Here is a 21,566-nt window from a genome sequence, read left to right as displayed (position 1 = left end):
GAGTCGGGGAAATGCGGGCGTCGCCTAGTGTGTGTCCGTGAGGTGGCGGCGGAACCACGTGGTCAGGCCAGCGTCTACCTCGCGGGCCGGTGGGAGTTGGGGCGCGGGCTCGATGCCGGGTTCGTCGGCGAGTGGGTGTGCCAAGCCGGGGATCGACAGAAGTTCGGCGCCTTCCCCTACAGTCTTGACCAGGTCGAAGGCGTCGGTTCGTAGCGCCGGGTGATCCAGTTCGCCGCTGACTACCAGCAGCGGCGCGCGACCGGCGATGGCGCCCGCTTTCGCGACGAAATCCAGGCTGTCGACGGCTTTTTCGGACTCGGCGTCGTATGGGTAGTCGCCTGGGAACAGGTCCACGACGGAGCGCATTCGGATGGCGCCGTTCACGATGGCGGCGGCGAAGACCGGAATCTCGGTGTCGGCAAGGATCCGCAACGCGACGGCGCCGCCCAGCGACCCGCCCAGTATGCCGATCGGACCGTCATCGACCGGCAGCTGCGTACGGATCGACGCGAGCGCTGCGGGGAATTCCTCGGTCGCCTGTCGGACGAACGCGTACAGAAACGACATCAGGACGTCCTCGCGGATCAACTCCAGTCCGGCGTCCATGCTGCCGTCGACCATGCGCGCCCCGCACATCGGCATGCCGAGGTGCACCCGCCACGCGGGCACGTCGTTCATCGGCAAGGCGGCGGCGAATGCGGCGTCCGACCTCGGCGCGTCCAGCATGTGCCAGGTGACGATCAGCGGTGCGGGGCCATTGTGGGCCGGTGGCAGCGCGGTGAACGGCACGCCGGCGGCCGTGCCCGTGATCGGTGAGTGCATGCGGGCCACGCTAGCTCCACCGCCGAGTGCCGGGGAATCGGTTACGCCACCAGCGAAATTCAGCGCGGCGGGCCTGACCACGACCTTCCTGACCCCATCCCGGCATAGCCCCGATCCTTGCGCCATCGCAGTTCACGATTCCGGCGGCCGGTTCGAGGTCTTCAAAATTGTCGTACCTCAGCGAGATCATGGCACTGCCAGAAAGGAGATGCGGTCATGATCAATGAATACGGATCGGATATCCAGGCCTGGCTCGCTGAACTCGACGAAGCGCAGCGGGGGCGAGCTGAGGAGCTGGACAGACTGGTCAGCGCCGCCGATTCTCGACTGCAACAGGCCGTGAAGTGGGGACGTATCACCTTTACCGTCAAGAGTCGCTGGCACGACTGGCTATTCGGGATCGCGGCGGCCAAGAAGGGCGTACGGCTCGTCTTTCACAAAGGCGCGCTCCTCGACGATCCCGACGGGCTTTTGAATGGCTCGGCACGCTACGTCCGTGAGCTCACCGCAGAGCAGGCCATCAGGCACCCCGAAGCGGTCCATGCCCTGATCCGCAGTGCTCTCATCCATCAGACCGACCTGCTCGACTGAACTCGGTGGGAGTGGTCAGCAGCCGCGCGCCAGTGCGCTGCCGAAAGCCATTCCGTACCACCCGGTCCGGCACAGACCGATAGCCTGGCGCGCATGGCTTTTACTGTCTACACCCACGACACCGAACACGACCGCCTCGAGTACGGCGACGAAGACCGATTCTGGTTCCACGGCGGTGTCCTGGTGGTGGACAGCAAGACCCACGGCGTCCGGTACTACGCACCCGGCCACTGGCAGGAACTACACGTCGACAGTCACCCCGGCGAGCTGCGTCCCGCGCCGCCGAGCTGAATTCGCTCGGGAAGCCGTTGCAGGCGGCTACCTCGATTTCGAACTTTTCGTCGGCTCGGTGTCGAGCTGCCCACCGGTCGGAAACAGGATCGGGCTCAGCAGGTACTGCGCGCGATCCGGGGCCGGTGGATTCCCCAGACGGGGCAGGATCACCGCGCGCAGGTCATCGATCAGCGCCGCGACCTCTTTGCGGGACAACCACACCGCGTGTTGCCGATATCCGACCAGATCCGTTGCCGGGTCAGCGTTCTCGTCATCGAGATAGGCGTTGAACTCGGCAAGCAAAGTGGCCATCGCGACGGCGAAGATCCCGCGATGCTCCTCGGATGTCGCCGCGGCGGCAGTATCGACTACCGCGCGTTCCCGGCGCAGGCGATAGCTGCGTTCCACTGCGCCACGCACCCGTTGTTCGTCGGCGACCTCGAGAATTCCCGCGGTGGCGAGTATTTCCACGTGCCGATACACAGTGGCTTTCGACACGTCGGGCAGCCGGGCGCACAGCTGCGTGGTCGTACGTGTGCACCCGCCGGACATGGCGTGCACGATTCGCAACCGCACCGGGTGCACCAGCAGCTCCAAGGAATCCATGGCCCCGATCTTCTCACTTGTGATACCGTTCTCAAAGTTGAGAATAGTTGAGACGCTGTGGAGGACATCATGAATCGAGTCGAGCCGGCCGTTGCGACGTGGCAGACACCGGAGTACGTCGACGCGGCCGCATTCGACGAGCACGACGTGACCATCGGCGCCGACCCGATCGCCGTGCCGGGCACCGTGACTCTCCCCCGAGGCGCGGGGCCGCATCCGGCGGCGGTGCTGCTCGCCGGGGGCGGTCCGTTCGACCGGGACGGCACCGCGGGCCCGAACAAGAACCTGAAGGACATCGCGTGGGGTCTGGCCAGTCGCGGTGTGGCGGTGCTGCGGTTCGACAAGGTCACCTACGCACGCCCCGAGTATCTCGCGGCCACAGCCGGTTTCACGCCGACCGACGAGTACGTCCCGCACGCCGTCGCGGGTATCGAGATCTTGCGCGACCTGCCGACCGTCGACGGTAACCGTGTCTTCGTGGTCGGGCACAGCATGGGTGGCAAGTTCGCGCCGCGGGTGGCCGCCACCGAACCCACGGTGGCGGGGCTGGTCGTTCTTGCCGGGGACACAACGCCGATGCAATGGTCGCTGGTGCGCGTCCTCGAGCATCTGGCGAAGGTCGATCCGGCGACCGCGGCGGCGCTACCCACTGTCGAGGCCGCCACCGAACACGCGAAACTGGTTGACAGTCCCGAACTTTCACCAGCCACACCCGCCGAGAAGCTGCCATTCGGGATGCCCGCGCCGTACTGGCTGGACATGCGCGCCTACGATCCGGTAGCGGTGGCGGCAACACTGGATATCCCCATGTTTTTTCTACAGGGCGAACGCGACTATCAGGTGACCGTGGACGGCGACCTGGCCCGATGGCGCGCCGGTCTCGCCACCCGCCCGGACGTGACGATCCGTACCTACCCAGCCGACGACCACATGTTCTTCCCCGGCACGGGACCGTCTATGCCCGAGGACTACACCCACCCACACCACGTCGACCCCAACATCATCGCCGATATCGCCGACTGGCTGACCTCCCAGCGGCCCTAACGACGACTCCCGCGGATGCTTCACATGGTGGAGCCCGCTACCGCGAATCACGTGCACAACCTTTGGTGCTGGTGACGACGTAGTATCGGCGCCAGGTCATTACCGGTGACAGGGCTCATCACCATGGGCCGGTTCTACAGTGCAGGAGTGACATCGTGCCGGTGTCTTTCAATGAACAGACCCGCAAGCTGCTCGACGGAAAGGCGTTCGCCACAGTCGCGACGCTGAACCGGGACGGTAGTCCGCAAACCTCGGTGGTGTGGATTGCCCGCGACGGTGACACAGTGCTGTTCTCCACGACGGCGAGTCGGCTCAAGGGGCGGAATCTGGCTCGCGATCCTCGGATCAGTATCACCGCGTTCGATCCCGAAAACCTCTATTACACAGTCGATATTCGGGGCATCGCCGAGCTGATCGCGGACCCGGACAAGACTTTGCCTCGCGAACTGTGCCAGAAGTATCTCGGCCAAGACCCGCCGCCGGAGCCAGCTGAGGTGGCCCGGGTGATTGTTCGGGTAACTCCGCACAAGATCACAAATTTCGTGGGCTGACTCCGCCCGATATCAACTGGGCCGCATGGGCGTTGCCACACCGGGTATTCGGCGGGCGTACCCCACCTCAGGAGGTTTCTTCCATGACTAATTGGATTACTCGATTTGCTGTATCCGTGGCAACGGCCGGGGCGGCAGTAGTCGCGGCCACAGGGCAGGCAGCGGCAGAACCGGCCAGTGTGACCATCAATGGCAATATGCAGGTGCTCGGCGTAAATATTCTGCACGTCGACGCGCGGGGACAGGGCGACGGTCCGGCCACCGGAACCTATGTGGCCACCGGCAAACTGGGAAATATGGCACTCCCCGTGCGGGTCACCGGCCCCGTGACCTGTCTCAGAGTCACCGGCAACACTGTGTCGCTGGTCTATCCGATCACCACCGTCCAACCGGTGATGCTGTTCGCACCCGACGCGATGGCAATCCAGATCACCGTCACGAAGGGCCAGGCCGGACAGCCGAACATGATCGGCTACGGCGTGCCCATGCCGACGAGCTCGTTCCGCGACTGCTACCCGGGCGCCACACCGCTCATGTTCGACGGGACGATTGATATCCGCTGACCCGGCAGAATTAGATCTACTTCGCCAAGTGTGCAAACGAGTCCAGGCCGCCCCACGGGACGGCCTGGACTCGTCGATATAGATCAGGCGAGGTCGAACCGATCGTTGTTGACCACCTTGACCCACGCCGCGACGAAGTCCTTCACGAACCTCGCACCGGCGTCCTGCTGCGCATACACCTCGGCCACGGCACGCAGCACCGAATGCGATCCGAAGACAAGGTCATTCGCGGTGGCCGTCCATTTGGTCTGCCCGGTGCGCCGGTCGACACCTTCATAGACGTTCTCCGCCGACTCGGCCGCCTTCCACTCCGTGGACTGGTCCAGGAGATTGACGAAGAAGTCGTTCGTCAACGTACCCGGACGGTCGGTGAAGACACCGTGCTCGGTACCGCCGTAGTTGGCACCGAGGGCGCGCAGGCCGCCGATCAGTACCGTCAGCTCCGGAGCCGTCACGTCGAGCATGTATGCCCGTTCGAGCAGCAGGCGTTCGAGCGGAGCCTTCTCGTCGGTCCGCACATAGTTCCGGAACCCGTCGGCCCGCGGTTCGAGCACCGCGAACGACTCCACATCGGTGTTCTCCTGCGTCGCGTCCGTGCGTCCCGGCGCGAACGGCACCGTGATGTCGTGGCCCGCGTGCTTGGCCGCCTGCTCGACCGCCGCGGAACCGGCGAGGATGATCACGTCGGCCAGCGAAACCTTCTTGCCGCCGGCCGCCGAACTGTTGAAGTCCTGCTGGATCTGCTCGAGCACCGGCAGCACCTTGGCGAGCTCGGCCGGTTCGTTGACCTCCCAGCTCCGTTGGGGCTCGAGGCGAATCCTGGCTCCGTTCGCACCACCGCGCTTGTCGGTGCTGCGGAAGCTCGCCGCGGACGCCCATGCGGTCTTGACGAGCTGCGCAACCGACAGGCCGGACTCGAGAACCTTGCTCTTCAAAGCCGCGATGTCCGCCTCGTCGATCAGTTCGTGGTCGACGGCGGGAACCGGGTCCTGCCACAGCTGCGGTTCGGGAACCCACGGGCCGAGGTAGCGGCTGATCGGTCCCATGTCCCGGTGCAGCAGCTTGTACCACGCCTTCGCGAAGGCCTCCGACAGCTCCTCCGGGTGATCCAGCCAGCGGCGGGTGATCTCCCGGTAGATCGGGTCTTCACGCAGGGCCAGGTCCGTCGTCAGCATGGTCGGCCGCCGCGCTGGACCATCGAACGGATCCGGGATGGTCGCCTCGGCGTCCTTCGCCGTCCACTGCCACGCACCGGCGGGGCTCTTGGTGAGCTCCCACTCGTGGCCGTACAAGTTCTGCAGGAAACCGTTGCTCCACTTGGTCGGAGTGGACGTCCAGACCACTTCCAGGCCGCTCGTGATGGCGTCCTTGCCCTTGCCCGTGCCGTGGGCACTCTTCCAGCCCAGGCCCAGCTGCTCGAGCGGGGCGGCTTCGGGTTCGGCGCCGACCAGGTCGGCGTCGCCCGCACCGTGGGTCTTGCCGAAGCTGTGACCGCCGACGATCAGGGCGGCGGTCTCCTCGTCGTTCATTGCCATGCGGCCGAACGTCTCTCGGATGTCCCGCGCGGCCGCCACCGGATCCGGCTGACCGTTGGGCCCTTCCGGGTTCACGTAGATCAGGCCCATCTGGACGGCGCCGAGCGGGCCCGCCAGCTCACGTTCACCGCTGTAGCGCTCATCGCCGAGCCAGGTGTCCTCCGGGCCCCAGAAGATCTCTTCCGGCTCCCAGATATCCGGGCGACCGAAGCCGAAGCCGAAGGTTTGGAACCCCATCGACTCGAGGGCCACGTTGCCCGCGAACACCAGCAGGTCGGCCCAGGAGATCTTGTTGCCGTACTTCTGCTTCACCGGCCACAGCAGTCGGCGCGCCTTGTCCAGGTTCGCGTTGTCCGGCCAGCTGTTGAGCGGCGCGAAGCGCTGTGCGCCCTGCCCGCCGCCGCCGCGTCCGTCGGCGATCCGGTAGGTGCCCGCCGCGTGCCAGCTCATCCGGATGAACAGGCCGCCGTAGTTTCCGTAGTCGGCGGGCCACCAGTCCTGCGAATCGGTCAGCACTGCCGCGACATCGGCCTTGAGGGCGTCGACGTCGAGTTTCTTGAACTCTTCGGCGTAGTTGAAGTCGTCGCCGAGCGGGTTGCCCTTGGGCGAATGGGCGTGCAGCACCGAGACATCGATCTGCTCCGGCCACCAGTCCTTGTTGGTGCTGGGGCGGCGGTCGGTCTTGGGCGTGGGCGACGGGATCGCCGGGTTCTCGCTCTCGCTTGCGCTCAGAGTTCCGGTGTCGGGAACGGGTGGGCGGCTATCGGATGTCACGACATTCCTTCCTGAATAAATGATGCGGGCTGCGGTCAGGGACGTTGTGCTGCCGCGCAGTCGGGACACAGGCCCCAGTAGATGACCTCGGCCTCATCGATCGAGAAGCCACTGTCGTCGGACGCGGTCAAACATGGGGCCTGGCCGATCGCGCAGTCGACATCGGCGATCAACCCGCACGCCCGGCAGACGACGTGGTGGTGGTTGTCGCCGACGCGCGACTCGTAACGCGCTACCGAGCCGGACGGCTGAATACATCGGATCAGGCCCGCGGCGGTCAGCGCGTGCAACGAGTCATATACCGCTTGGTGCGACACCGCCGACAGGCGAGCTCGCACGGCGCGGATGATCGAATCGGTGTCGGCGTGCGGATGATCGTGCACCGCGCTCAGCACCGCGACGCGGGGTGCGGTCACGCGCAGTGAAACTCCCCGCAGCATCTGCTGGAATTCCGTGGCCGTGGGCACGAACGAAAGTCTTGTCCGTTCTCTGGAATGAGTCAAGCATTGATGTACATCCACTTTGCGCCGAGATCATCGGTGCGTCCGCGGCTGCCGCTGATCCGTTGTCGGCCAGCGAGTCCCGGATCAGTAGCGCCAGCGCGCCGATCGCGGGGCTACTCCCCCATTGATGGGGGCAGTCCACAGCGCCCCTGAACAGCTAGGCTGATTCGGCCGATTTTCCACACGATTGTCAGCGGGGCGCATGTCTTATCCATCCGGGCCGTATCCCGGGCAACCGAACGATCCATACGGTCAGCAGAGCTCGGCCGCGCAGGGCGCGGGGCGCTCGGATCCGACACAGTTGAATCCCATGGCCCAGCAAGGCCAGTCGGATCCCACTCAACTGAATCCCATGGCCCAGCAGGGACAGTTGGATCCGACTCAACTGAATCCACTGAGCCCGCAGGGGCAATCGGGTCCGCAGACGCAGTATCCACCCGACGCGCAGACGCGGCACTATCCGTATGACCCCCAGGCCCCGCAATATCCCTACGACCCGCAGGCCCCGCAATACCCGTACGACCCGCAGGCCCAGCAATATCAGCAGGCGCCGACGCAGTATCCCCCGCCGGGCGGGCCGTTCCCGCCGGGCCCCGGCCATCCGTATCCGCCGCAGTACGGGCCGGGTGGGCCCGGCTCGGGTGGCGGCGGCGGAAAGGTCCTCGCCGTAATCGGTTCGATCCTGGTCACCCTGCTGGTGATCGGCGGGGTCATCGGTTTGCGCGTGTACAAGAACATGTCCAAGAACACCGACGACGACGCCCGAGGTCTCGGGACCACCAGCATGATCAGCCCGTCCAGCACGCCGACCACACTGCCGAGCACCACCGTCCGGCCGTCGCCGACCTCGGTGACGCCGGTACAACCTGCCACCGTGTGGATCGCGGCGACTTACAACGAGGCGACCAAGGAAGTCCATTGGGCGCGTAGCTCACTCAGTCAGGAACTCGCCGCCGGACAAGCACTGGCCAGCTGTGGCCCGGGCTGTCAGGAGCCCGTCTGGTCGAACAATGGCTGCGTCGCCATGGCATTCGGCCAGGACGACGGCTGGGGTTCGGCCTGGGGCGGCAACGTCACCGAGGCCCAGAACAAGGCAAGAGCTACCGCCGAAAACAATTGGGACGTGCGCGGGCCCTTCGAATACTGGTCGAAGTGCGCCGAGGAGTAACGAAAACCATGGGGGACAACCTGATCGGTTATCCTGAGGGAGATCAGGGAGGCTAGTCATGCCCATCAAATTCCGCCAGCGCAAGTCCTTCGGGCCGCTGAAACTCAACTTCACCCAATCGGGCCTGTCCTCGTGGGGTATCAAAATCGGCCCCTGGTCGTGGAATTCGCGGAGCAAGAAGAACAGTGTCGATTTGCCGGGTCCGCTGAGCTGGCGCCAGCGCTGAGAAACCCCGACCGCACCGCGACGACACCTGTGGTCAGCAGCTCGGAATATGGTCGGCGGCATGGATGAGGGACAGCATCTGCGCCCACGTCAGCTGCCGACCCGTCTCCTCGGTGACGCGGCGTTCTTCCTCGACCAGGGACCGATCCATCCGTTCGATCAGCTCGGGATGGGCGAATTGCAGATAGCGGCGCGGGTCTGCGCCGACCCGCGCCGAGTGATGCAGGGCAGCCGCGCGCAGCTGGACGGCCAGCTGCGGTGACGCCAGCACCATCAGCGCGTACGCACCGGCGTGGACGGCACCGAGCGCGTCGGAGATGTTGGACTGTTCGGCGAACACGGTCAGCGCTCGGTCGATGGCGGCGATCGCCTCGCGAGCTGCATCGGTGTCGTCCGCGGACACCAGGACCGACCAGGCCAGCACCACGTCGGCCATGCCCTGACACCACAGATGACCGCATTCCGCACTGAGCTGCCGAGCGGTGCGCAACCAGCCGAGCGCACCGATGCGATTGCCTTCCAACAACATCGCGATGCCCTGCCCGAACTGTGCGCAACCCGTACCCGGCGAAGCTCGGCCAGCGCCTGAGCCTGCCGACCACTGCGATACAGGCCAAGCGCGAGCAACTCCCAGCGCCGTTCCCGAAACGGCGTTGCGGTCACCGCCTCGATCAGATCGGCCACCGCCACCGTGGTCTGGCCGCACGCCAATCGCGCCGCCTGTAGCTCTTCGACCGCGACATCACGCAGTTCCATCAACCGTGCTCGCTCGGCCGAAAGCGATTGGGCGTCAGCCAAATCCAGCCACGGTAGGCCCCGCCACAGCGCAAGTGCCGGATCGAAGCAGCGCACCGCACCCTCGGCGTCCGCGGCGGTGAGCAGACGCGTTCCGTGCGCGATCAGGTCCGTGAAGCGGCTGAGGTCGGTCCACTCCGGCCGCACCGCGAGCCGATACCCGAACTCGCTGCGCTGGAGGCAGTCCCGGTCGGCGGGTCCGACCGCAGAGCGCAGCCGCGACGCGATCACCCGCATCGTCGCGACGGCCTGCTGCGGCTGATCTTCGCCCCACACCAGCTCTGCGAGCACAGCGTCGGGTACGGGTGTACCGGCAGTCGTCGAGAGTGCCGCCAGGAATCGCCGAGGTATCTGGCCGCCGAGATCGACAACCCGGCCGTCCACCTCGACCACGATCGGGCCAAGCACCCGAACAAACAGCACGTCCCGAGCGTAACCGGAATGCCTGACGGCCCGGCACCTATGCGGCGACGAGCGCGCGCAGCGCCAGGAAGCGCATACCGCCGACCATCGCCATGATGGCGAGCACGGCGCCCGCCTGTGCGGTCGCGCCGAGGCCGGGGGCCACGGACTCGACACCGGCCAGCGCCGCCGTGCTGATCAGCAGGCCGACCAGCGCCAGACCGCCGCCTTCCCACTGCGCGGTGAACCAGCCGACCCGTCCGGCCGCGTGGAAGGTGAGCCTGCGGTGCAGTTCGTTCGCGATCACGGTGCTGACGATCGAGCCGGCGATATTGGCGAGTAGCGGGCCGATTCCGTTCGCGGCCAGGAACAGCAGAACGTAGGCAATGTTGCTGGAGCCGCCGACCAGTGCGAACCGGATCAGCTGGGCGAAAGCGTGATCACCGCGCAGAAAGCGCATCACCCGGGCGAGTTGGTTGAGCCATTCCGTGAGATCGATGCCATCGAGGACCGCGGTGTCGCCATCCGCCTGCCGCGGCGCGGAAGCTGCGATTGCTGTGCTGTTCACCGGAATACAGTCGCCAACCCGGCTGACACCGACCTGACGCCGCCCTGACACTCCGACTGACATGGGCAGATTCCGCGAATTCGAGTGTCACCGGGAGGGGACACGGCCCACGCCGAGTGCATGCGGAGCGGCTGCTTCGAGGACCCGGACGGCATCAGCTGGGGCGTGCAGCAGATCTCGTCGCGCGGGTGAGCCGAAAACCGGCGTGCAGGCACCGGCGATGGTTACTTGTTGTCGATGACTCCGATCGGCTCGGCGGACTCCATGAGTCCGGCCTGCACCTGCTTCCACGCCGTGTCGTCGATCCCGAGGGCGCTGCGGAGGTAGGCCCAGGAAGCCTCGCGAATCAGCGCGACGCGCTCGGGGCTTTCATCGGTGGTGTCCTTGGCGTTGTAGGCGTGGATTCCGCCGAGCGAGTGTTCGCCGCCGAACACGGTGAGCAGGCTCTGGGCGCCGGGGCTGTGGGTGTATACGTCGGTGAACCAGTCGGGGCCGCGCGTCGAGAGGTGGGACTGGTCGTTGTCACCCGCGATCACGAGGGTCGACGTGGTCAGAGCGTCGAAGTCGGGGTGCATGAAGGGAAAGTTCGCCGCGGCGAACGGCGTCAGGTCGTTTCCACCGATGCCGGTCGTGGCAAGGAGCACACCGGCTTTCACCCGGGCATCGGTCAGGTCGGGGCCGGGCTGCCCGTCCGCGCCGACAACGCGCGCGCCGAGAAGCATGCTGACAGTCTGTCCGCCCCAGGAGTGTCCAGCGACGGCGATGCGGTCGCGATCAACGCGGTCACCGAGACCCGGGACAGCGGCGACGACACGGTCGAGTTCGTCGAGTACGCGCTCGACGTCCTGGACGCGGATGCGCCAGATATCCGAATACCTCGGGTCGGCCGGGGTGATGCCGAGCGTCCGTGAATCGAGGAACGTGGGCTGTATGACAACGAAACCGTTGCCGGACCAGAAATCGACCAGCGGGTCATAGGCGGACATCGAATCGCCGAAGCCGTGCGCGAGGACGACGATCGGGAGGTCGGTTCCGAAGGCGGGTGCCGACACACGCACCTGTAGGTCGTCGCCGCGCTCTGGTGCGGGCAGGACGACCGGCTTGATGCTGATGATCGGAGTGGTCAGGACGGGCACGGCGCTCGCGGCGGGTGTGGACATGGGGATCTTCCCTTCGATTGCGATGAACGCCGAGTCCGTGCAGGGACACGCGGCGCAGGCTCCGACGGCGCGATCCACCGGATAGACTCTTAATCGGAGCACTGTTCCGAATATACGGAGCAGCGCTCCGGTTCGCAAGAGAAGACCATAAGGAGAGGAGTGCCGCATGAGTGCAGCCGACGAGCCACTGCGGACGCCCGCGAACCCCGCCAAGCGCGCGGACGCCCGGCGAAACGAGAAGGCCCTGCTCGATGCCGCGGCGTCGGTCTTCGTCACCGACGGGGTGGATGCACCCGTACGCCGGATCGCGGCCGCGGCTGGCGTCGGCATGGGCACGATCTACCGGCACTTCCCCACCCGCGCGGACCTCGTCGTGGCCGTCTATCGGCACCAAGTCGACGCCTGCGCCGAAGCCGGGCCCACCCTGCTCGCGACAGCGACGTCACCGTTCACCGCGCTGCGTCAATGGGTGGAGCTTTTCGCGGACTTCCTGGTTACCAAGCATGGTCTGGCCGCCGCGATGCGCAACGACCCCGACACCTTCACCGCTCTGCACGCACTGTTTCTCGATCGCCTCGTGCCGGTGCTCGACGAAATCCTCTCCGCCGCAAGGAAAGCGGGCGAGGTCACTGCCGACATTCCCGCCTACCAGCTGCTCCGAGCGATCGGCGATATCTGCGCTGGCGCGGAAATGGTCGATCCACAGTACGACGCGCGCCGCACCATTCGACTGCTACTCGACGGATGCCGGTAGGGCCGGGCCACCACAAATATCGGCCAGGGCTTGGTAGGCGCGCTTGGGAGCAAGAGTGTTGTCCGGCATGACTTTACAGACACCGAAGGAGGCCAGATCGGTGTCGAAGTACGGGTCCGGGTTGTGTGGGAGCTGGAAGCTGGCGAAGGTGTGCCAGAACGCGGTGTCGACCGACTCCGCCTCGAAGAGGTCGAAGAGTTCGCGCATATAGCGGACCGGTTCGTCCTCGTCGCGAAGGTAGTCGCCTTTGACGTGCGGTGGATCGGCGTCGTAATCGATGATGTCCCAACCTATTCCGCTGCGTTCGGCGGCGCCTCGATAGGTGCAGCAGCCGACCTCGGTCACCGCGATCGGCTTACCCAATCCCCGCAACGCTTCCAGGCCCTGTCGGTAGGCGGGGTGTCCGGGATCGCCGTAGGCGTCGATACCGATGATGTCGAAGGGTGCCCAGTCGATGTCTTCCCAGGTTCCAGCGGCGTAGGTGAGCTTGCCGCGGAAGCGCTTTCGCACCTCGACCGCGGCGTCGGCCAGTGCGGCGTTCAGCCGGGCGTTGGCATCGGCCAGGCTGGCCAGTACCCCTAGTTCGCCGCTGGTGAAGGTTTCCAGCCTGGCGAGAGTATGGGCGCCGGGCAGGAAACCGGCGCCGAACAAACTCAGTTCGCAGCCGACGACGAACACATTGGCCCGCACGGCTGCGGCGCGGTCCGCACAGTCGGCGAAGTACGGCAGCAGCTGCTCCGCGGATAGTTCGCAGGGAAATGGCGAGAACCAGACCTCCAGACCGGCGTCGGCGGCATGCCGGGCCGCGACGGTCAGGCGTTCGGGGTCGTCACCGGTGATGCGCACAGCATCGCAGTGCAGGTCCTCGGCGATCATGCGCAGTTCCATTCGCGCTGCGGCAGAGTCGAACTCGGACCGTGTACTTTGCCCGCTAGGGGTGAAGCCGGTGTCGTAAGTGATGCCTCGCGCTCGCATCGGCGTGCTCCTCACAGGTTGTTCACCCAGTTCCTGGGCTGGTCCGAACCTTAGGAGTGGGCCGAAGTTCATATCAATCGATCTCCGGTGTTCGAGACACGCATATCCGCTGGTAAAGACAACTATTCGGAGTTGCAACGACGGTGCCGATTAATGCACGCCAGAGCAGTTACGTTGCAACGATCGTCGGTCGGTATAGATACTGACCGAATGCCAGGACGCAGACTGACCAGAACCGACCGGCAGCAGATTGCCAGCGGTTTGGCGCAGCGTCTGGATCACGCCGAAATCGCCCGGCGGCTCGGCCGTCCCACCTCGACGGTCACCCGCGAGGTCGCGCGCAACGGTGGGCCGGGTCGCTACCGCGCGGACCTGGCACAACTCGCGGCAACCCACCGCGCCCGGCGCAAACCGCGCCCGGCCGAAACGCCGCCGATCAGCGAGAACACCGGCCCCGCACCCGAAGTGGCCGCCGCAACCGTCCGCGATCTCACCGCGGCCCTCATCGCGACCGGCGTACCGCGTACCGCCGCGGGCGTCATGGCCTGCTTGTACACCTCCGAGACCGGCAGCCGCACCGCAGCCGAACTGGCCCAGCATCTCCAGGTCAGCGCGGCCACCGTCGCCCACGCGATCCGACTGCTGGAGGAGCAGGGCATGCTCCTGCGCGGCCATGACGACAACAGCAGACGCCAGCGCTACTTCATCGACGCGGACGCGGGCTTGCGCACCGTCGTGGCCAGCGCCCGCGCCAACCAGCACCTCGCCGCGGCCGCACTGCGTGGCGTGAACGCCTTCGGAGCCGATCACCCCACCGGGGCCCGGCTCGCGGCGGCGGCCGAGTTCCTCGAACAGATCAGCACCGACATCATCCGCTCCGCGGCGCACTGGCATGCCCAGGTCAGTGCGCGCAGCCGAGCTGACCGGCTCGGTGTCCCGGGCCGGTCCGCGCGCGGCGGTCAGGTTGCCGTCCGTCAGGGTCAGGCAGGCTGGTCCTTCTCGGACGCCAACCAGACTTGAAAGTTCTCCGGGTTGATCGGAATCGAGACGTGTTCGTGGGTGATCAGCCAGTCGCCGTTCGATCGCCGCAGGCACACGGTCTCCCGTACCCATATCGACGCTTGGAGCCCGCCTTTGCGGGTTCCCGAGTCCAGGTGCAGCATGTTCGCGAATGCGACATCGCCGCTGGTCACCAGGGTCCGGTCGTGCGTTTCGAGGCTGATCGGGCCCTCGTAGCCGTCGAACCACCGCAGAAAGTTGCGACGTACTTCGTCGAGCCCCGCGAACCGGAGTGGAGGGACGACATCGTAGTAAACGATGTCGGGATCGTAGTGCTCCATGAGTCGATCGATGTCCTTCGACTGCTGGGCCTCGGCGCGGGTTTTCAAGAACGCCCTGAGTTCGGAATCGTTGGTAGTCATCGCATCCTCCGTTCGAGATTCCGACCGCAACCAGATCTGCTGGCGGCGGTCGCTGTCGTTCGGTATTCCGACGACGCCGCCCGCCGGAATGTGAGGCGCCGCGGAAACATCACATTCCGAGTGGCTGTGTCGTCGTATCGGTGTACGGATGCGACAGAGGAGGATCGGCGAGACATGACCATCGAACCCGGGCCGGCGGACGGCCGACACGAGCCGAGCCTGGACGCGATCCTGAGCGAGCGCCGCCAGCTGATCAATCTCGCCTATCGGCTGCTCGGTTCCCTGGCCGATGCCGAGGACGTCGTGCAGGAAACCTATGCCCGCTGGTATGCCATGTCTCGAAAGCAGCAGCAGGACATCGATTCCCCTGGCGGATGGCTGACGAAGGTCGCGGGCCGCATTTGCCTCGATCTGCTCCGCTCGGCACGCGTTCGACGGGAACGCTATGTGGGCGAATGGGTTCCCGAACCACTGCCCGACCGCGGCGAATGGAGCGAGGGACCGCCCAGTAGCGGCGCCGACCCAGCCGATCGGGTCACCCTAGACGAGTCGGTCAACATGGCATTTCTCGTCGTGCTCGAATCGATGACCCCGGCCGAGCGCGTCGCGTTCATCCTGCACGACATCTTTCGCTACCCGTTCGCCGACATTGCCGAGGTCGTCGGGCGCAGCCCGGCGGCTTGCCGCCAGCTGGCCACCTCGGCCCGCCGCCGCATCGACGCCTCGCGGCCTCCCGCGACGCCAACCGCCGAGCAAGCCCGCGTCGTCCGTGACTTCAAGCTCGCCTGGGAAGCCAAGGACATCAACGCGCTCATCGGGCTCCTCGACCCCGCCGCCACGGGAATCGCCGATGGTGGCGGTCTGGTCGATGCCGCGCTGCACCCGATCGAGGGCGGCGAGCAGATCGCCCGCTATCTCGTCGAATTCGCCAGCAGAATACCAGGTTTGACGATCCTGGAGCGCATGGTCAACGGCCAGCCGGGCCTGGTGGTCCAACGGAACCAGACCACATCGTCGGTATTCGCGTTCGACATCGCAGACAATCGCATCATGCGCGTCTGGGCCGTCCGCAACCCCGACAAACTCCGCCAGTGGACCACCGCCCAGAACATCTAGTAATGCTATGGGCGGCTGACGAACCGACCGCGTATTTCACGTGAGCGTGGCCACGACATACGCGGCGGCCTCGGCGAGGAGCGACGGTTCATACTTGGCGTCCCGGTCGGCCTTGTTGGACATGATCGCGATGACAAGGGGTGCGGACTGTGGCGGCCAGACGATCGCGATGTCGTTCAGCGTGCCGTAATCACCGGTGCCGGTCTTGTCCGCGACCGTCCATCCCTGCGGTACACCGGCCCGAATGCGTTGGGCCCCTGCGGGAGTCGCATTGCGTTCCAGCAGATCGCGCAGGAAAGCGCGCTGCTCGGGCGGCAGCGTCTCCCCCAGCAGAATTTTCTGGTAATCGCTGCCGAAGGCGCGCGGGGACGTGGTGTCCCTCGGGTCGCCGGGGACGGCCTCGGCGATTGTCGGTTCGATCCGGTCCATCCGGGTGACCGTGTCGCCGAGGCTGCGCGCGTATCCCGTCAGTTCGGCCGGACCCCCGAGATCGCGCAGCAGCAGATTGCCCGCCGTGCCGTCGCTGTAGCGAACCGCCGCGTCGCACAGCTGGCGAATCGTCATACCCGTGGCAACGTGCTGCCGGGTGATGACGGCGCTCTTCATCAGATCGGCTTCGGTGTAGCGGACGAGAGTGCCCAAGTGCGACAGCGGATTACGATGCAGGACCGCCGCAGCCGCCAGCCCTTTGAAAGTCGAGCAGAACGCGAATCGTTCGTCCGCACGGTGCGCGATGGTCGCGCCGGTACCGGTGGCCAGTGCGAACACCCCTAATCGCGCCTCGTACCGTCCCTCCAACTCGACCAGACGAACATGGCGATCATCCGAGGCAGTGGGCAGAGCCGGGGTATCGGCGCGATCCGATGATGGTGCGGTCGTCGCGCCTCCGGTGCATCCGGCCAATGACCACAGCGCCATCGCCCCCAGTAGCGCACGTCGAGTAATGACCGGTGGTTCAGTGGACGACGGGCTGACACGACTCATCGCGCCCCCGAGGTGACCCCGAGCTCCGCGACCGCGGCCCGGGCTGCTTCGGCGACGAGGGCATTGTCGGGTTCGGCATTCTGCTCGGATTTGGTGGTGAGGACCGCAATGACCAGCGGCGCGCGGCCGGGCGGCCAGGCGATGGCGACGTCGAGAGCGGATCCGTAAGCGGGGCTTCCTGTCTTGTCGCCGATGGTCCAGTCCGCGGGCAGACCGGCGCGGATGCGTTTGCCGCCGGTGGTGTTGGCGATGAGCCACTGCTTCAGTTGCTCGCGTTCGGGTTCGGCGAGAGTGTCCCCGAGGACGAGGGTGCGGTAGTCGGCGGCCAGTGCGGCGGCCGCGGTGGTATCGCGGACATCGCCGGGGATGGCGGTGTTCAACTCGGTTTCCCAGCGGTCCAGCCGCGAGATGTCGTCACCGATCGACCGGAGGAACGCGGTGAAGCCGCCGGGGCCGCCGAGCAGTTTCAGGATCTGATTGCCCGCCGTGTTGTCGGAGACGGTAATGGCGGCGTGGCACAGCTCGGCGACGGTCATCCCGCTATCGACATGCTGCTCGGTCACCGGCGAGTACTCGACGAGATCGGTTCGGGGGTAGTGGATCACCTGATCGAAGTAGCCCGAAGCGAGTGAGTGATCGCGCAGCAGGGCACCACAGGCGAGGCCCTTGAAGGTGGAGGCCATCGGGAACCGCTCGCCGTCCCGATAGACGACGCTGCGGCCGGTGCCGGTATCGATCGCGTACACACCGAGCCGCGCACCGGCTTTCGTCTCCAGGTCGGCGAAGGGCTGGCTGGCGGCGGGTGCGGTAGCGCTGGTCTGGGCGACCGTCGTGTCGGACCGAGAATCGCACGCCGTGGCGAACGACAGCGCGGAGACCGCCAGGATCGCGGCGAGGCATCGTCTGCGGAGGAGCGGGGCACGGTGGGCAGGTGCTGAGAAATTCACCGCCTCAGCACAGCAGCGCCACCGCGTCCGAGACCAATACCCGACCCTGCCGCGGGCGAGTCGATCCGACTATCGTCGCAGGTCACCGCGAACGGGACGGCAGGGACACCGACCGCGTCCCGGCGGCAGCGCCGGCTCGGCGAAACCTGCTGGTTCAATGACCGCATGGATCTGGTCCGCCACCTTCGCTTCTTCGTCGCCATCGCGGACGAGGGACATTTCGGCAGGGCAGCGGCCGCGCTGGAGATGACCCAACCACCGCTTTCGCAGGGACTGCGCCGTCTCGAACGGCAGCTGGGCGTCGAGCTCATCCATCGCACCCGCCAGGGCGCGGTACTCACCTCGGCGGGCCTGCAACTGCTGCCCCGGGCCCGACTGCTCGTCGACGACGCCGAGCAGTTGCTCGCCGAGTCCCAGCGCATCGCGAATGCCCGTGGCGCGGTGCACTGGGGAGCGACCGCCGCCCTGCCGGACCGGGTGATCACGGCCTGCGTGACCGCATTGCGGTCGACGGTCGGCGCGGGCGCGGCGGTGTCCACCACGGTGGGCGCGACCGTCGACCTCGTCACCGATGTCCGCGCGGGACTGCACGACGTGGCGGTGATCGAGCACCCGGCCCTGGTCGACGGCATCGCGACCGGGCCCGTCGTGAAGGTGCCGCGCTGGCTGGTCGTACCGTCGGATCACCGCAGCGCCGTCGCCGAACGCCCCACCTTCCCGATGCTGGCGGGCCTGAGCTTCGCCCACCCACCGCGCGCCACCAATCCGCCCGCCTTCGACACCGTGCTCGACCTGCTGCGGGAACGCGGGCTTGACGCGCCCACCGTGGTAGCCCGCGACGACCGCGCCACGCTCGCCGCGGTCGCCGCCGGTACGAGCTTCGGGCTCACCACGACCCCGCCCTCCCCCACCCCGGGTGTTACCTGGTTGCGCATGGCTCCGCAGGCGATCGCCTTGCGGCTGCGCGTCATCCGCAGGCCCGGGGCCGATGTTCACGCCGACGCGGTCGATCGAGTCCTGTACCGGGAGCGACTGCGATGAGCAGAACATCACGCAGCGATTCGGCGAAGGGCGCCCCGATGGGTGAGCGCACGGCGGTGGACCGCATCCGCGCGGTCTTCGCCGACGCCGGATGCACCGGCTGGCTGCACGCCCGCCGGTGTGACGACTCCGCGGCCGAGATCAGTGTCGACGGCCGAGCCCGCGTGGTCACGGCATCGGTCTACAAGCTGCCACTGTTCGTCGCGTTCTGCCGGTTCGTCGAGACCGGGCGGATCGATCCCCTCGCGCAGCTCACGGTGGATCCCGCCGACTGCACGCCGGGGCCGACCGGAATTGCCGCACTGCTCGACCCGGTGACCCTCAGCCGCCGCGACCTGGCGAAGTCGATGATGACGGTGTCCGACAATGCCGCGGCCGATGTGCTGCTCGGCGAGGTCGGCCTGGCCGCCGTCGATGACCTGCTCACCGAGGTAGGACTCACCGAGACCCGGGTGGTCGGCGGCACCGCCGACGTGCACCACAGCCTGGTTCGCGACACCGACACCCACACCACCGCCGAAGCCTTCGCGGCACTGGCCGACAATGACGCGGCATGGTCGGTATCGGCCTACGATCCGGCGTACGCGAGTGCGACGACACCCGAGGAAATGACCCGCTTCCTGGGTGCCGTCTGGGCCGGGACCGTGCTGTCCACGGAGCAGACAGAATTCGTCCAATCGGTTATGCGCCAGCAGATCTGGCCGCATCGCATCGCCGCCGCGTTCCCACACCGCAGCGTGTCCGTCGCGGGCAAGACCGGCACCATCGGCGCGATTCGCAATGAGGTCGCGGTAGTGGAGTTCCCTGAGGAGCACCCCGTCGCGGTGGCGGTATTCACCCGCGCCGCCCGTGCCAACCCGCACCTGCCCGTCGTCGACGCCGCGATCGCCGAAGCCGCCCGCATCGCCGTCACCGAGTTGCGCCGCCCGCTGCTGAATTCTCCCGGCGGGTAGCCGGATTCCCCACCGGAGCCTCAGGTTTTGCTGCGGATCTTCCGGGTAGTCGACAGGCGCCCGGATGATCTCCGAACGCTATTCGAAACGGGGTGAGCACGTTGGCGGAAACCCACGTCGACGACGATTTGTGGGATGAGTTCCATCGCGTCGTGAACATGTCCTCCCGCGAGTTGCGGGATTGGCTGCGCACCGAAAGCGCCGGTCCGGACGCTGAAGCATTGCCGGACCGCTCGGGGCCACCGCTCGGCCAGCGGGTACTGGCCATTCTCGGTAAACGCCGGACCGATCTGGTCGCCGAGGACATCGAGGCGATGCGAGCGGTGGTGGACGAGGTGTCCGCCGCCCGCCGATCGGATCTGGAACCGGTTGCCGGACAAGCGCATTGGCGGCACCGGCTGATGTCGGTCGGCCACGATCCACTGAAGGGGCCGTGACCATGAACAGTACGAAAATTCGCGATATCGTCGAACGGGACGGTCCGTTCGCTTCGCTGTACATCGACGCCTCGCACAACACCGAGGACGCCGCGCACCAGCACGAATTACGGTGGCGCGCCATCAAGGAGCAGTTGTCCACGGCCGGTGCGGATCGCACTACGGTCGGCCTGCTCGAGGACGCGCTGCTCGCGACCCCGCCGGTGCCGGGCCGATGCGGCCGCGTCCTCATCGCCGACCGCGAGACGTTGCTCGCCGATGAGGTGCTGCCGGAAGTGCCGCCGCGCGATATCGTGCGTGTCGCCCGGCTGCCCTACGTGCTGCCATTGCTGGAGCAGGCGGCCCGACAGGTCGCGCATGTGGTGGCGCTGGTCGATCGGCGGGGCTCAGATATCTACGCGGTCGATTCTTCCAACGCGGTCGTCGGTGAAACCGTGCAGGGTGAAGGCCACCCGCTGCACAAGATCCGTCATGGCGGCGGCTGGTCGGCCTGGTCGATCCAACATCGGGTCGACGAGAAGATTCGCCGCAATATCGACGAGGTGGCGCGCGAGGTCACCAGACTCGCCGAGCAGGTGCGTGCACGCGTCATCATCATCGGCGGTGAAGTCACCTCCCGTGCGGCGCTAGCCGACGCGCTGCCCGCGCACGGCGCCGAGGTCGTCCAGGTCGAGGCCGGTGCCAGGGCCGCGGGCGCGGATCAGACCGAATTCGACGAGCAGGTGTACGCGATCGTCAGCGAGCAGGCCGAGCAGGAACAACACAGCGTACTGGAGAAGTTCGCCACCGAGAGCGGCCGGCCCGAGGGGCTGGCGGTCGCCGGGTTGGCCGCGACGACGGCCGCGCTGGCCGAGGCGAATGTGGACCAACTGCTGATCAACGAGGCCGCGCTCGGGGATCGTCTGGTCCAAACCGAGCCCGCGCCGATCCATCCGGTCGACGAAGTACAGGTGGCCGCAGGCGATACCCGGGCCGCGAGCATCTGCCGGGCCGACGAAGCGCTACCCGTCGCCGCCCTCAACTGCGGGGCCGCGATCACACCGGTCGACGAGGCGGGTGCGATTCCGGAAGGCGTGGGAGCGCTGCTTCGGCACCGATAGGACGAATCCGAGGAGCAGTGATGGAACGAGGAAACAGCAAGCACGGACCCAAACGCGACGACGAACTCGCGCACGAACTCCAAGGCACCTTGCGCGGCAACCGATCCAGCCGGGCCGAGGAATGGCGCGATCCGGAACCGCCCGCCGACGATGACGAGATCACGGGCGATCGCGGCGTGCGGGAACGGAATTCCGGAGGTTAGCAGCGCGGCCGCCGGTCCGAGGAATCCCGCCGCGGACGCGCGCAGTGCCGCAGGA

Annotated in this window: 27 protein-coding genes; 15 read left to right on the top strand and 12 right to left on the bottom strand. The window is 66.7% G+C overall.

Going from position 1 to position 21,566, the window contains the following annotated elements:
- Positions 1-24: 24 nt before the first annotated feature.
- Positions 25-822 (bottom strand): alpha/beta hydrolase, encoded by a 798-nt coding sequence (locus KV110_RS15265; RefSeq protein ID WP_218476787.1) that lies wholly within the window; start codon positions 820-822, stop codon positions 25-27.
- A gap of 216 nt (positions 823-1,038) precedes the next feature.
- Between KV110_RS15265 and KV110_RS15260 the strand changes: the two genes are divergently transcribed.
- Together KV110_RS15260 and KV110_RS15255 are read left to right on the top strand one after the other, a co-directional pair.
- Complete coding sequence (locus KV110_RS15260) at positions 1,039-1,413, top strand: DUF1801 domain-containing protein (RefSeq protein ID WP_218476786.1); 375 nt, start codon at positions 1,039-1,041, stop codon at positions 1,411-1,413.
- Positions 1,414-1,506: 93 nt separating this feature from the next.
- Positions 1,507-1,704, top strand: coding sequence for a hypothetical protein (locus tag KV110_RS15255; RefSeq protein ID WP_218476785.1), 198 nt, complete (start codon positions 1,507-1,509; stop codon positions 1,702-1,704).
- Positions 1,705-1,731: 27 nt separating this feature from the next.
- Here the strand turns inward: KV110_RS15255 and KV110_RS15250 are convergent, their stop codons facing one another.
- Positions 1,732-2,292: a helix-turn-helix domain-containing protein gene (locus KV110_RS15250; RefSeq protein WP_218476784.1), complete on the bottom strand. Its 561-nt coding sequence runs from the start codon at positions 2,290-2,292 to the stop codon at positions 1,732-1,734.
- A 69-nt stretch (positions 2,293-2,361) separates the two neighbouring features.
- Between KV110_RS15250 and KV110_RS15245 the strand changes: the two genes are divergently transcribed.
- From KV110_RS15245 to KV110_RS41440, 3 genes are all read left to right on the top strand, one after another.
- Positions 2,362-3,336 carry an alpha/beta hydrolase family protein gene (locus KV110_RS15245; RefSeq protein ID WP_218476783.1) on the top strand — a complete coding sequence of 325 codons (975 nt, stop codon included), beginning with the start codon at positions 2,362-2,364 and terminating at the stop codon, positions 3,334-3,336.
- 155 nt (positions 3,337-3,491) lie between these two features.
- On the top strand, positions 3,492-3,887 hold the full coding sequence (locus KV110_RS15240; protein WP_218476782.1) for a PPOX class F420-dependent oxidoreductase: 396 nt from the start codon (positions 3,492-3,494) through the stop codon (positions 3,885-3,887).
- Positions 3,888-4,003: 116 nt separating this feature from the next.
- Complete coding sequence (locus KV110_RS41440) at positions 4,004-4,450, top strand: hypothetical protein (RefSeq protein ID WP_246634552.1); 447 nt, start codon at positions 4,004-4,006, stop codon at positions 4,448-4,450.
- Between the two features lie 83 nt (positions 4,451-4,533).
- Here the strand turns inward: KV110_RS41440 and katG are convergent, their stop codons facing one another.
- Together katG and KV110_RS15225 are read right to left on the bottom strand one after the other, a co-directional pair.
- Positions 4,534-6,759 (bottom strand): catalase/peroxidase HPI, encoded by a 2,226-nt coding sequence (gene katG / locus KV110_RS15230; RefSeq protein ID WP_218476781.1) that lies wholly within the window; start codon positions 6,757-6,759, stop codon positions 4,534-4,536.
- A 35-nt stretch (positions 6,760-6,794) separates the two neighbouring features.
- Positions 6,795-7,199 (bottom strand): Fur family transcriptional regulator, encoded by a 405-nt coding sequence (locus KV110_RS15225; RefSeq protein WP_423710181.1) that lies wholly within the window; start codon positions 7,197-7,199, stop codon positions 6,795-6,797.
- 373 nt (positions 7,200-7,572) lie between these two features.
- Here KV110_RS15225 and KV110_RS15220 point away from each other — a divergent pair, with 373 nt between their 5' ends.
- Positions 7,573-8,430 (top strand): DUF4189 domain-containing protein, encoded by an 858-nt coding sequence (locus KV110_RS15220; protein ID WP_218476779.1) that lies wholly within the window; start codon positions 7,573-7,575, stop codon positions 8,428-8,430.
- Positions 8,431-8,488: 58 nt separating this feature from the next.
- The gene (locus KV110_RS15215) at positions 8,489-8,656 is read left to right on the top strand and encodes a DUF4236 domain-containing protein (RefSeq protein ID WP_218476778.1); all 168 of its coding nucleotides are present in this window, start codon (positions 8,489-8,491) and stop codon (positions 8,654-8,656) included.
- Between the two features lie 33 nt (positions 8,657-8,689).
- Here KV110_RS15215 and KV110_RS15210 read toward each other — a convergent pair whose 3' ends face one another.
- The 4 genes from KV110_RS15210 to KV110_RS15195 form a co-directional block, all read right to left on the bottom strand.
- The gene (locus tag KV110_RS15210) at positions 8,690-9,091 is read right to left on the bottom strand and encodes a hypothetical protein (RefSeq protein ID WP_218476777.1); all 402 of its coding nucleotides are present in this window, start codon (positions 9,089-9,091) and stop codon (positions 8,690-8,692) included.
- On the bottom strand, positions 8,998-9,873 hold the full coding sequence (locus KV110_RS15205; RefSeq protein ID WP_218476776.1) for an AfsR/SARP family transcriptional regulator: 876 nt from the start codon (positions 9,871-9,873) through the stop codon (positions 8,998-9,000). The genes KV110_RS15210 and KV110_RS15205 overlap by 94 nt, the downstream gene beginning before the upstream one ends.
- Before the next feature lie 37 nt (positions 9,874-9,910).
- A complete protein-coding gene (locus KV110_RS15200; protein ID WP_218478483.1) occupies positions 9,911-10,312 on the bottom strand; it encodes a GtrA family protein in 402 nt (133 codons plus the stop codon).
- 332 nt (positions 10,313-10,644) lie between these two features.
- The gene (locus KV110_RS15195; RefSeq protein WP_218476775.1) at positions 10,645-11,580 is read right to left on the bottom strand and encodes an alpha/beta hydrolase family protein; all 936 of its coding nucleotides are present in this window, start codon (positions 11,578-11,580) and stop codon (positions 10,645-10,647) included.
- A 166-nt stretch (positions 11,581-11,746) separates the two neighbouring features.
- Here KV110_RS15195 and KV110_RS15190 point away from each other — a divergent pair, with 166 nt between their 5' ends.
- Complete coding sequence (locus KV110_RS15190; RefSeq protein WP_218476774.1) at positions 11,747-12,334, top strand: TetR/AcrR family transcriptional regulator; 588 nt, start codon at positions 11,747-11,749, stop codon at positions 12,332-12,334.
- Here the strand turns inward: KV110_RS15190 and KV110_RS15185 are convergent.
- Positions 12,314-13,210: a glycoside hydrolase family 113 protein gene (locus KV110_RS15185; protein ID WP_218476773.1), complete on the bottom strand. Its 897-nt coding sequence runs from the start codon at positions 13,208-13,210 to the stop codon at positions 12,314-12,316. The two genes, KV110_RS15190 and KV110_RS15185, sit on opposite strands and share 21 nt — an antisense overlap.
- Positions 13,211-13,519: 309 nt before the next feature.
- Here KV110_RS15185 and KV110_RS41785 point away from each other — a divergent pair, with 309 nt between their 5' ends.
- Positions 13,520-14,329, top strand: a complete 810-nt coding sequence (locus KV110_RS41785) for a helix-turn-helix domain-containing protein (RefSeq protein ID WP_218476772.1) — start codon at positions 13,520-13,522, stop codon at positions 14,327-14,329.
- On the opposite strand, the gene KV110_RS15175 is transcribed toward KV110_RS41785, so the two are convergent.
- Positions 14,290-14,730, bottom strand: coding sequence for a YybH family protein (locus KV110_RS15175; protein WP_218476771.1), 441 nt, complete (start codon positions 14,728-14,730; stop codon positions 14,290-14,292). The genes KV110_RS41785 and KV110_RS15175 overlap by 40 nt on opposite strands.
- A gap of 174 nt (positions 14,731-14,904) precedes the next feature.
- Between KV110_RS15175 and sigJ the strand changes: the two genes are divergently transcribed.
- Positions 14,905-15,846: an RNA polymerase sigma factor SigJ gene (gene sigJ, locus KV110_RS15170; protein WP_218476770.1), complete on the top strand. Its 942-nt coding sequence runs from the start codon at positions 14,905-14,907 to the stop codon at positions 15,844-15,846.
- Positions 15,847-15,882: 36 nt separating this feature from the next.
- Here the strand turns inward: sigJ and bla (KV110_RS15165) are convergent, their stop codons facing one another.
- Entirely contained in the window at positions 15,883-16,830 is a 948-nt protein-coding gene (bla, locus tag KV110_RS15165; protein ID WP_218476769.1) for a class A beta-lactamase, read from the bottom strand.
- Entirely contained in the window at positions 16,827-17,699 is an 873-nt protein-coding gene (gene bla / locus KV110_RS15160) for a class A beta-lactamase (RefSeq protein ID WP_423710183.1), read from the bottom strand. Before bla (KV110_RS15160) ends, bla (KV110_RS15165) begins: the two co-directional genes overlap by 4 nt.
- Positions 17,700-17,942: 243 nt before the next feature.
- Here bla (KV110_RS15160) and KV110_RS15155 point away from each other — a divergent pair, with 243 nt between their 5' ends.
- The 5 genes from KV110_RS15155 to KV110_RS15135 all read left to right on the top strand — a co-directional run bounded on the left by KV110_RS15155 (position 17,943) and on the right by KV110_RS15135 (position 21,511).
- Positions 17,943-18,818 (top strand): LysR family transcriptional regulator, encoded by an 876-nt coding sequence (locus KV110_RS15155; RefSeq protein ID WP_218476767.1) that lies wholly within the window; start codon positions 17,943-17,945, stop codon positions 18,816-18,818.
- Positions 18,815-19,771, top strand: a complete 957-nt coding sequence (locus KV110_RS15150) for a serine hydrolase (protein ID WP_246634551.1) — start codon at positions 18,815-18,817, stop codon at positions 19,769-19,771. Before KV110_RS15155 ends, KV110_RS15150 begins: the two co-directional genes overlap by 4 nt.
- 92 nt (positions 19,772-19,863) lie before the next feature.
- Positions 19,864-20,208: a DUF3140 domain-containing protein gene (locus KV110_RS15145; protein ID WP_246634550.1), complete on the top strand. Its 345-nt coding sequence runs from the start codon at positions 19,864-19,866 to the stop codon at positions 20,206-20,208.
- 2 nt (positions 20,209-20,210) lie between these two features.
- The gene (locus tag KV110_RS15140; protein WP_218476766.1) at positions 20,211-21,308 is read left to right on the top strand and encodes an Rv2629 family ribosome hibernation factor; all 1,098 of its coding nucleotides are present in this window, start codon (positions 20,211-20,213) and stop codon (positions 21,306-21,308) included.
- Between the two features lie 20 nt (positions 21,309-21,328).
- The gene (locus KV110_RS15135; RefSeq protein ID WP_218476765.1) at positions 21,329-21,511 is read left to right on the top strand and encodes a hypothetical protein; all 183 of its coding nucleotides are present in this window, start codon (positions 21,329-21,331) and stop codon (positions 21,509-21,511) included.
- Positions 21,512-21,566: the final 55 nt, after the last annotated feature.

The organism is Nocardia iowensis (genome assembly GCF_019222765.1).
Classification (GTDB): domain Bacteria; phylum Actinomycetota; class Actinomycetes; order Mycobacteriales; family Mycobacteriaceae; genus Nocardia; species Nocardia iowensis.
Note: the sequence above shows the minus strand (reverse complement) of the source record. Positions and strands in the feature narration are given on the sequence as shown.